Origin of the sequence: Streptomyces sp. NPDC097640 (genome assembly GCF_040302705.1) — a bacterium.
GTDB lineage: Bacteria > Actinomycetota > Actinomycetes > Streptomycetales > Streptomycetaceae > Streptomyces.
This window is the reverse complement of record NZ_JBEOSB010000033.1, coordinates 75,243-86,463: the sequence shown is the minus strand read 5'-3', so window position 1 is coordinate 86,463 and position 11,221 is coordinate 75,243. Positions and strand designations below refer to the sequence as shown.

The 11,221-nt window shown below is 74.1% G+C and carries 1 protein-coding gene and 1 pseudogene; both read right to left on the bottom strand.

Annotated features, from left to right (window positions below; all coding sequences use genetic code 11):
- Positions 1–3 precede the first annotated feature (3 nt).
- The gene (locus ABTY62_RS38840; RefSeq protein ID WP_502997605.1) at positions 4–11,142 is read right to left on the bottom strand and encodes a type I polyketide synthase; all 11,139 of its coding nucleotides are present in this window, start codon (positions 11,140–11,142) and stop codon (positions 4–6) included.
- Positions 11,137–11,217: pseudogene (locus ABTY62_RS47625) on the bottom strand (polyketide synthase docking domain-containing protein); the annotation flags it as partial. The gene ABTY62_RS38840 and the pseudogene ABTY62_RS47625, both read right to left, overlap by 6 nt.
- Positions 11,218–11,221: the final 4 nt, after the last annotated feature.

Here is an 11,221-nt window from a genome sequence, read left to right as displayed (position 1 = left end):
CTTTCAGGCCCTTCCCAGGTGGGAGTCGATGAATTGCAGGACTTCGTCGGCCGAGGCGTCCTGGAGCCGCTCCGCGACGCCGTTGCTCTCCGCCGCGGGTTTCTGGCGGCACCGTGTCAGCAGCGCCTCGAGCCGGGCTGTCACGGTGTCCCGTTCGGTGTCGTCCGCGAGCAGGTCGACGTGTTCCTCCAGCCGGTCCAGTTCCTGGACAAGGGCCTCCGCCCCGCTCAGCCCCTCGGAGACGAGCTGTTCGCGCAGGTGCTCGGCGAGCAGCGCCGGGGTGGGGATGTCGAAGACGAGAGTGGAGGGCAGCTTGGTGTCGGTGGCCTGGCTGAGCCGGTTGCGCAGCTCGACGGCGGTCAGCGAGTCGAAGCCGATCTCCTTGAAGGGCCGCGCCGGGTCGACGGCGAGGACGTCGCCGAGCCCGAGCACCGCCGCCACGTTGCGGCGCACCAGGTCCAGCAGGGTGCGGCCCTGCTCGGCGGCGGACATGCCCGCCAGGCGCTCCGCCATCGGCTGGGCGTCCCCGGCCGCGTACTGCGCCGCCGCGGTGGCGCGCCGGGCGGGTGCCGCCCGCACCAGGCCGCTGAGGATGCGGGGCAGGACCTGGGCGCCGGCGAGGTCCCGCAGTACCTCCGGGTCGAGGCGGGCGGGCATCAGCAGGCTCTCGGGCCGGCGCCCGGCCGCGTCGAACAGGGCGAGACCCTGGTCGGAGGACAGCGCGCGCACACCGGAGCGCTCCATGCGGGCGATGTCGCGCTCGCCCAGGGTGCCGGTGATGCCGCTGCTCTGCTCCCAGTGGCCCCAGGCGAGCGACTGACCAGGCAGCCCGGCGGCCCGGCGGTCCTGGGCGAGGGCGTCGAGGAAGGCGTTCGACGCCGCGTAGTTGCCCTGGCCCGCGGCGCCGCCCGGGCCGCCCGTCGAGGAGAACATCACGAACGCCGCGAGATCGTCTTCACGGATCAGCTGGTGCAGGTTGACCGCCGCGTCCACCTTGGGCCGCAGCACGGTGTGCAGTTGCTCGGGCGTGAGGGAGGGGACGGTGCCGTCGTCCACCACGCCGGCGGCGTGGATCACGCCCGTCAGCGGGTGCTCGGCGGGGATGTCCGCGAGCAGCGCCGCCAGCGCGTCGCGGTCGGCGGCATCGCAGGCGGCGATGGTCACCTCCGCCCCCAGAGCGGACAGTTCCTCGCGCAGCGCGTCCGCGCCGGGCGCCTCGCCACCCCGCCGGCCGGTCACCAGCAGGTGGCGAACGCCATGGGTGGTGACCAGGTGGCGGGCGAGCATGCCGCCGATCGTGCCGGTGCCGCCGACGATCAGCACGGTGCCCTCGGGATCGAGGGGCGCCGGGAGGGTCAGCACGGCCTTGCCGGTGTGCCGGGCCCGGCTCAGATACCGGAACGCGTCGGGGGCGAGCCGCAGATCCCAGGTCCGTAGGGGCAGATGACGCAGCACGCCCCGCTCCATGAGGCCCACGACCTCGGTGAGGAGCGCGCGGACCCGTCGCGGATCGGCCCCCGTGAACACCCGGTAGCCGATGCCCGGGTGGGCGCTTGCCACCTGGGCGGCATCCCGGATGTCGGTCCGGCCCAGCTCCACGAACCGGCCGCCGTCGCGCAACAGGCGCAGCGAGGCGTCCGTGAACTCCTCGGCGAGGGAGTTCAGCACCACGTCCACGCCCCGGCCGCCGGTGGCGGCGCGCACCCGGTCCTCGAAGTCGGGGGTCCGGGAGGGGGCCAGGTGGTCGTCGTCCAGGCCGAGGGCGCGCAGGACGTCCCATTCGCTCTCGTCGGCGGTGGCATAGATCTCGGCGCCGAGGTGCCGGGCCAGTTGCACGGCGGCCATGCCGACGCCACCGGCGGCCTCGTGGACGAGCACCACGTCGCCCTCACGGACCTCGGCGGGCCCGGCGAGGCAGCAGTAGGCGGTGAGGAAGGCCAGGGGCACGGCGGCGGCCCGGGCGTAGGACCAGCCGGCGGGGACGGGTACGAGGCTCCCCTGGTCGGCGACGGCCAGCGGGCCGAACGCGCGGGGGAAGACGCCCATCACACGGTCGCCGGGGGCGAGCCCGATGACACCGGGCCCCGTCTCGACGACGACCCCGGCCCCCTCACCGCCCATGGGCTGCTGGTCGGGAAGCGGGTCCGGGCCCGGGAGGACGTCGTGGGGGTTGAGGCCCGCGGCCCGTACGGCGATGCGGACCTGGCCCTCCCCCAGCGGCCCGGCCGCCTCGGGGTGCGGCACCAGGGCCAACTGGTCCGGAGCGACTGGTGTGCCGGGAGTGCCGGGACGGGCTGTGTCGAGGCGCCAGCCGGGCACGTCCGGCGGCGTGAGGGCGGTGTCCTTGCCGATACGGGCCAGGCGCGGGACGACCAGGCCGCCGCGGCGCACCGCCACCTGCGGCTCGCCCGCCCCGAGCGCCACGGCGAGGGCGCGGGGCAGCAGGCCGGCCGCGTCCTGGTCGCCGTCCTCCAGGTCGACCAGCACGAGCCGGTCGTAGCTCTCGATCTGCGCGGAGCGCACCAGGCCCCACAGCGGGGCGTGCACCAGATCGGCGACGCGCTCGTCGCCGCTGGTCGACTGGGCGCCGCGGGTCACCAGCGCCAGCCGGGAGTCGCCGAACCGCTCGTCCCCGAGCCAGCGTTGGACGACGCCGAGCAGCCGTTCGGTCTCGTCGTGGACCGCGTCGGCGAGTCCGGGGTCGGCTTCCGTTCCGCCACCGGCGAGCGGGGCGCAGTCCAGCACCACCAGGTCGGCCAGGGGTGTCCCGTCCTCGACGGACCGCGCCAGCTCCGCGAGGTCACGGCTGGTGCGGACGGTGTGTCCTGCGCGTTCCAGCGGGTCCTCGAGGCCGAGGCCGCCGGCGCCCACCACGTCCCACGTACGGTCGGCGAACACCCCGGGCTCGGGCTCGTACTCGGTGGAGACCCACTCGACGCGGTACAGCGAGTCGAGCTCGGCATCGCCGCGGCGCAACTGCCGCAGGGAGACCGGGCGGGAGACCACCGCCTCGGCGGACGCGACCGGGCGGCCCGAGGGGTCCGCGACGCTCAGGGCCACCCCGTCGCCGTTGGGCACCATCCGGACCCGCAGCGCGGCGGCGCCGGTGGCGTACAGCGACACTCCGGTCCAGGTGAACGGCAGCAGCAGCTGCCCGTCGAGCGCACCGCCCTTCCCGATGCCGCCGGCCTGGAGCGCGGCGTCCAGCAGGGCGGGGTGCAGACCGAACCGCCCCGCGTCGCCGTGCAGTTCCTCGGCGAGCGCGGCCTCGGCGAACACCTCGTCACCGCGGCGCCAGGCCGCCTTCAGGCCGCGGAACGCCGGGCCGTAGCCGTAGCCCGCCTCGGCCAGGCCCGGGTAGAGGCCGTCCAGCGGCACCGGCTCGGCACCGGTCGGCGGCCACTGGGCGAAGTCGAAGTCGTCCGGCCGGGCGCCGGTGGTGAGGGTGCCGCTGGCGTGCCGGGTCCAGGGCCGGTCGGCGCCGTCGTCGCCCTCGGCGCGCGCGTGGACGGTGAAGGCTCGGCTGCTCCCGTCCTGGCCTGGCGCGGAGACGACGAGCTGGAGCTGGAGCGCCCCTTCTTCGGGGAGGATCAGGGGGGTTTCCAGGACCAGTTCCTCGACGCGGTCGCAGCCGGCCTCGTCCCCCGCGCGCACGGCGAGGTCGACGAACGCCGTGCCGGGCAGGAACACCGAACCGGCCACGGCGTGATCGGCCACCCAAGGGTGTCCGGCGGTAGAGATCCGGCCCGTCAGCACGATCTCCTCGCTCTCGGCGACCCGCACGGCGGCGCCGAGCAGCGGGTGGTCGGCGGAGGTGAGGCCGAGGCTGTGGGGATCGCCCTGGCCGCCGATGGTGGCGGGGTCGATCCAGTAGTGCTGGTGTCGGAAGGGGTAGGTGGGCAGGTCGAGGACGGGTGGCGCGGCTGCGGTCACGCCGTACCAGGTCTTCCAGTCCACGGGCAGCCCGGCGGCGAAGGCCTGGGCCAGGGCCCGGGCCAGCTGCGTCGGGCCGCCCTGGTCACGCTGGAGGGTGGGCACCGTGGCCACGGGAAGGTCCAGCGTCTGGGCGGTCTCCTGGATGCCCACGCTCAGCACAGGATGCGGACCGGCCTCCACCAGCACCCGGTATCCGTCGGCCAGCACGGCCTCGACCGCGGTGGCGAACCGGACCTGACGGCGCAGGTTCTCCACCCAGTACGCCGCGTCCAGCGCCGTGGTCTCCACCCGGCCGCCGGTCACCGTCGAATAGAACGCCACCCCCGTGCCGGCGGGCTTGACGTCTCCCAGCGACGCCACCAGCTCCTCGGCGATCTCGTCGACCTGCGGGCCGTGCGAGGCGTAGTCCACATCGACCAGCCGCGCCCGCCCGCCGGCCGCCTCCACCGCCGCCACCACCTCGGCCACCGCCCCGGGCGGACCCGAGATCACCGTGGACCCGGGCCCGTTCACCGCCGCCACCACCACACCCTCACGCCCGCCGATCGCCTCCTCGGCCTCCTCCGCACCCACCGCGAGCGAAGCCATCGCACCCCGCCCCGACAACACCCGCAACGCCTGGGAGCGCAACGCCACGACCCGCGCCCCGTCCTCCAGCGACAGCGCCCCGGCCACCACGGCCGCCGCGATCTCGCCCTGCGAATGCCCCACGACCGCCGCGGGCGCCACGCCATGGGAGCGCCACACCTCCGCCAGCGAGACCATCACCGCCCACAGCGCCGGCTGCACCACGTCCACCCGATCGATGTCCGCCGTCTCGTCGACGCCCCGCAGCACCGCCGTGAGCGACCAGTCCACGAAGGGCGACAGCGCGGCCTCGCACTCCGCGATCCGCGCCGCGAACACCGGCGAGGCGTCGAGCAGTTCCACGCCCATCCCCCGCCACTGACCGCCCTGGCCCGGGAACACCAGCACCGGACCGGCACCCCCGGCCACCGGCTCGGCGGTCACCACACCACCGGACGGCTCGCCCTCGGCCAGCGCCGTCAACCCGGCCAGCAGCTCCTTCCGGTCCTGGCCGACGACCACCGCGCGGTGTTCCAGCGTGGCCCGGCCGGCCACCAGCGACCAGCCGACCTCCGCCTCATCGGCGGCGGTCCGCTCGGCGAACTCCGCCAGCCGCCCGGCCTGGGCCCGCAGCCCCGCCGCCGACCGTCCGGAGACCACCCATGGCACCACACCGCCGACCGGCACCACGCCGGGCGCGGTCGGAGCCTCCGGCTCCTGGGGAGCCTCTTCCACGATCACATGTGCGTTCGTCCCGGAGATACCGAACGCCGACACGCCCGCCTGCCGGGGGCGCTCCGCCTCCGGCCAGGCAGTCGCCTCCCTGAGCAGTTCGACCGCCCCGCCGCTCCAGTCCACATGCGGTGTCGCCTCGTCCACGTGCAGCGTCTTGGGCACCACCCCGTGCCGCATCGCCATGACCATCTTGATGATGCCCGCCACTCCGGCAGCCGCCTGGGTGTGACCGATGTTGGACTTGACCGACCCCAGCAGCAACGGCCGCTCGGCCGACCGCCCCTGACCGTACGTGGCCAGCAGCGCCTGCGCCTCGATCGGATCGCCCAGCGTGGTGCCCGTCCCATGCGCCTCGACGACATCCACGTCCGCCGTCGACAACCCCGCGTTCGCGAGCGCCTGCCGGATCACGCGCTGCTGCGACGGGCCGTTCGGCGCCGTCAGGCCGTTACTCGCACCGTCCTGATTGATCGCCGAACCCCGCACCACACCCCACACCTTGTGGCCGTTCCGCCGCGCGTCCGACAGCCGCTCCAGCAGCAACAGCCCGACACCCTCACCCCACCCCGTGCCATCCGCCGCCGCCGCGAACGACTTGCACCGCCCGTCCGCCGCCAACCCCCGCTGCCGCGAAAACTCCACAAACGCACCCGGCGTCGCCATCACCGTCACCCCGCCCGCCAGCGCCAGCGAACACTCACCGCCACGCAACCCCTGCACCGCCGAGTGCAGCGCCACCAGCGACGACGAACACCCCGTGTCCACCGTCACCGCCGGACCCTCGAGCCCCAGCACGTACGACACCCGCCCCGACAGCACACAGCCGAGGTTGCCCGTGCCGGTGTAGCCCTCCATGTCCATGCTGGAGATCCCGATGATCGACAGATAGTCGAAGAGGGTCGCGCCGACATAGACGCCGGTGTCGCTGCCGCGCAGCGAGCCGTGGTCGATCCCGGCGCGCTCGAACGTCTCCCAGGCGGTCTCCAGCAACAGCCGCTGCTGAGGGTCCATCCCCACCGCCTCACGCGGCGAGATCCCGAAGAACTCCGCGTCGAACCCGCCCGCGTCGTGGAGGAATCCGCCCTCGCGCACATAGCTGGTGCCGGGGCGATCGGGGTCCAGGTCGTACAGCGTGTCGAGGCGCCAGCCGCGGTCGGCCGGGAAGGGCGACATCGCGTCCCGGCCCGTGGCCACGAGGTCCCAGAGCTGTTCGGGGCTGCTCACCCCGCCCGGGAACCGGCAGGCCATGCCGACGATCGCGATCGGCTCGTCCGATTCCCCGGCCGGTGTGACCGTGCCGGTCACGGCCGTCTGGATGCCGGAGATTTCCGCGAGGACGTAACGGGCCAGGTCGTCCGCGGTGGGGTAGTCGAAGATCAGCGTGGTGGGCAGCGGCATCCCGGCGCTGGCGCTGAGCCGGTTGCGCAGCTCGACAGCGGTCAGCGAGTCAAAGCCCATCTCGAAGAACGGCTTGGTCGCGGAGATCGCGTCCGGGCCCGAGTGGCCCAGCACCCCGGCCGCCAGGGCGCGGATGTGCTGCGTGAGCATCTGGTGCCGCTGCTCCGATACGGCCGCGGCCAGTTGCTTGCGCAGCGGGCTGTCCTCGGACGGCGTCTCCTTCTCCAGCAGTTCGACGGCCTGGGGAATCTCGGTGAGCAGCCTGCTGACGCGCTGCCCGGCGAACGCCGCGGCGAATCGCCGCCAGTCGAAGTCGGCCACCGTCAACGCCGTCTCGCCGCGGCCCAGGGCGTCGCCCAGTACCCGCAGCGCCAACTCGGGAGCCATGGCGGTCAGCCCCCGCTCGCGGAAGAAGGCCGCCACCGCGTCGCCGGCGGTCATGCCGACCTCACCCCACGGGCCCCACGCCACGGACAGACCCGGCAGGCCCTCGGCGCGGCGGCGTTCGGCCAGCGCGTCCAGGTACGCGTTGGCGGCCGCGTACGCACCCTGCTGCCCGCTGCCCCAGCTGGCCGCGCCGGAGGAGAACAGCACAAAGGCCGACACGTCCATGTCGCGCGTCAGCTCGTCGAGCCATCGCGCACCCCCTGCCTTCGCCGCCGCCACCTGCGCCACCCGGTCCGGGTCCAGGTCGCTGACCGGGGTGTAGTCGCCGACCCCCGCGGCGTGGAAGACCCCACGGAGCGGATGCTTTTCCGGCACCCGCGCCAGCAGCGCGGCCACCTCGTCGCGGTCCGTGACATCGCAGGCCACCACGTCCACCGAGGCGCCCAGCGCCTCCAGTTCCGCCGTCAGCGCCTCGGCCCCCGGCGCGGCGGGACCCCGGCGGCCTGCCAGGATCACATGGCGCGCGCCCCGCTCCACGACCCACCGGGCGACCCGGCCGCCCACCCCGCCCGTCCCGCCGGTCACCACGACGGAGCCGTCGATGCGCCACTCCTCACCCGGCGCGCCCGCCGACGCCGCACGGAGGCGACGCCCCAACACGCCCTCCGCGCGCAGCGCGACCTGGTCCTCCGTGCCCTCGGCCACCACCGCGGCCAGCCGGCCCGCCGTGCCCTCCTCCGCCACCGCCGGCAGATCGATCAGGCCGCCCCACCGCTTCGGATACTCCAGCGCCACCACGCGGCCCAGACCCCACACCTGGGCCTGCACCGGGCTTACGGCGCCGTCCCCTGCGGCGGACACACCGCCGCGCGTCACACACCACAGGCGCCCGCCGAAGTCCACCTCGTCCAGCGCCTGCACGAGGGCGAGCGTCCCGGCCAGTCCCATCGGCAGATGCGGGTGCTCCGGGTGTACGGCCTCGTCGAGGCTCAAGGCGCTGATCACACCGGCGATCTCGGGCCGGCCCTCCAGTTGCCGCAGCCGCTCGGCGAGGGGGCCGCGCGCCTGGTCCCCGGGGGCCAGCGGGAGGAGCACGCACTCCGCCCCATGGCCTTCGAGCGCCTGGGTGACCGTCTCGACCGCGGCGTCCCCGGCCCACTTCTCGGGGACGACCAGCAACCACGTGCCGCTCAGCCGGGGTGCCGCGTCCAGGCCGGTGACGGCGGACCAGGCGGTCCGGTAGCGCCATGCGTCGATCCGGGCCTGATCCCGGCTACGCCGACGCCACTCCGCCAGCACCGGCAGCGCCGGGGCCAGCAGGTGTCGCGCGGTGTCCTCCCCCACGCGCAGCGATGCCTCGAGCCCGGCGAGATCGCCGCTCTCGACGGCGCTCCAGAAGCGCTCGTCCTCTGGGGAGCCCTTCCCCTGGGCCCCCGCCCAGGTACCCGGCTTCAGCCAGTAGTGCTGGTGTTGGAAGCGGTAGGTGGGCAGGTCGAGGACGGGTGGCGCGGCTGCGGTCACGCCGTACCAGGTCTTCCAGTCCACGGGCAGCCCGGCGGCGAAGGCCTGGGCCAGGGCCCGGGCCAGCTGCGTCGGGCCACCTTGGTCACGCTGGAGAGTGGGCAGCGTGGCCACCGCGATATCGCATGCCTGGGCGGTCTCCTGGATGCCCACGCTCAGCACAGGATGCGGACCGGCTTCCACCAGCACCCGGTACCCCTCGCCGAGGACCGCCTCCACCGCGGTGCCGAACCGGACCTGACGGCGCAGGTTCTCCACCCAGTACGCCGCGTCCAGCGCCGTGGTCTCCACCCGGCCACCGGTCACCGTCGAGTAGAACGCCGTGGCCGTTTCCACCGGAGTGATCTCCCCCAGCAGCGCCACGAGATCCTCGGCGATCTCGTCGACCTGCGGGCCGTGCGAGGCGTAATCGACGTCGACCAGCCGCGCCCGTCCACCGGCCGCCTCCACCGCCGCCACCACCTCGGCCACCGCCCCGGGCGGACCCGAGATCACGGTCGACCCGGGCCCGTTCACCGCCGCCACGACCACACCCTCACGCCCGCCGATCGCCTCCTCGGCCTCCTCCGCACCCACCGCGAGCGAAGCCATCGCACCCCGCCCCGACAACACCCGCAACGCCTGGGAGCGCACCGCCACGACCCGCGCCCCGTCCTCCAGCGACAGCGCCCCGGCCACCACGGCCGCCGCGATCTCGCCCTGCGAATGCCCCACGACCGCCGCGGGCGCCACGCCGTGGGAGCGCCACACCTCAGCCAGCGAGACCATCACCGCCCACAGCGCCGGCTGCACCACGTCCACCCGCGACGCGTCCACCCCGCCCTCGCCTCGCAGCGCCGCCGTCAGCGACCAGTCCACAAACGGCGACAGCGCCGCCTCGCACTCCGCCATCCGCGCCGCGAACACCGGTGAGAAGTCCAGCAACTCCACCCCCATCCCCCGCCACTGACCACCCTGGCCCGGGAACACCAGCACCGGACCGGCACCCCCGGCCACCGGCTCCGCGGTCACCACACCGCCGAACGGCGCCCCCACGGCCAGCGCCCGCAGACCGGCCAGCAGCTCCTCCCGGTCGTCGCTGACGACCACCGCCCGGTGGTCGAGCATCGCCCGGCCCGCCGCCAGCGACCAGCCCACCTCGGACGGGTCGGCGTAGGTCTGCTCGGCGAACTCCGCCAACCGCTCCGCCTGGGCCCGCAGCGCCGCCGCCGACCGCCCCGAGACCACCCACGGCACCACGCCACCGGGGACCGTCGGCTCGGTGGTCGCCACGTCCGCCGCCGGTGCTGTGGCCGCTTCCAGAATCACATGGGCGTTGGTGCCGGAGATGCCGAACGAGGAGACAGCCGCCCGCCGGGGGCGCTCCGCGTCCGGCCAGGCCGTCGCCTCCCTGAGCAGTTCGACCGCCCCGCCGCTCCAGTCCACATGCGGCGTCGGCTCGTCCACGTGCAGGGTCTTGGGCAACAGCCCGTGCCGCATGGCCATCACCATCTTGATGATGCCCGCCACTCCGGCGGCGGCCTGGGTGTGGCCGATGTTGGACTTGACGGACCCCAGCAGCAGCGGCCGCTCGGCCGCACGCCCCTGGCCGTAGGTGGCCAGCAGCGCCTGCGCCTCGATCGGATCGCCGAGTGTGGTGCCCGTGCCATGTGCCTCGACCGCGTCCACATCGGCGGGTGACAGCCGCGCGTTCGCGAGCGCCTGCCGGATCACGCGCTGCTGCGACGGGCCGTTGGGCGCCGTCAGCCCATTGCTGGCACCGTCCTGGTTGATCGCCGAACCCCGCACCACACCCCACACCTTGTGGCCGTTCCGCCGCGCGTCCGACAGCCGCTCCAGCAGCAACAGCCCGACACCCTCACCCCACCCCGTGCCATCCGCCGCCGCCGCGAACGACTTGCACCGCCCATCGGCCGCCAATCCCCGCTGCCGCGAAAACTCCACAAACGCACCCGGCGTGGCCATCACCGTCACCCCGCCCGCCAGCGCCAGCGAGCACTCGCCACCGCGCAGCGCCTGCACGGCGGAGTGCAGCGCCACCAAGGACGACGAACACCCCGTGTCCACGGTCACCGCCGGGCCCTCGAGCCCCAACTCATAGGACACCCGCCCGGACAGGACACAGGCGAGGTTTCCGGTGGCGGCGTATCCCTCCACGTCATTGGCGGCCATGGCGGTGAGCACCATGTAGTCCTGTGAGGTCACCCCGGCGTAGACGCCCGTGCTGCTGCCCGCGAGGCCGTGCGGGTCGATGCCGGCGTGTTCGAAGGTCTCCCAGGCGACCTCCAGCAACACGCGCTGCTGGGGGTCCATCACCACCGCCTCACGCGGCGAAATCCCGAAGAATTCGGCGTCAAAGCCTCCGGCGCCGCGCAGAAAGGTGCCCTGGCGCGCATAACTCGTCCCCGGCCGGTCCGGGTCGGGATCGAACAGGTTCTCCAGATCCCAGCCTCGGTCCTCCGGGAAATCGACCAGCCCTTCGCCTCCGGCCGCCACCAGATTCCACAAGTCGTCCGGGTTCTCCACCCCGCCGGGAAACCGGCAGGCCATTCCGACGATCGCGATCGGCTCGGGTTCGGCGGACTCCGCTTCACGCAGACGCTGCCGAGTGTCCCGCAGTTCTGCCGTCACCCACTTGAGGTGGTCGAGAAGCTTCGCCTCGTCCTTCGCCATCGCT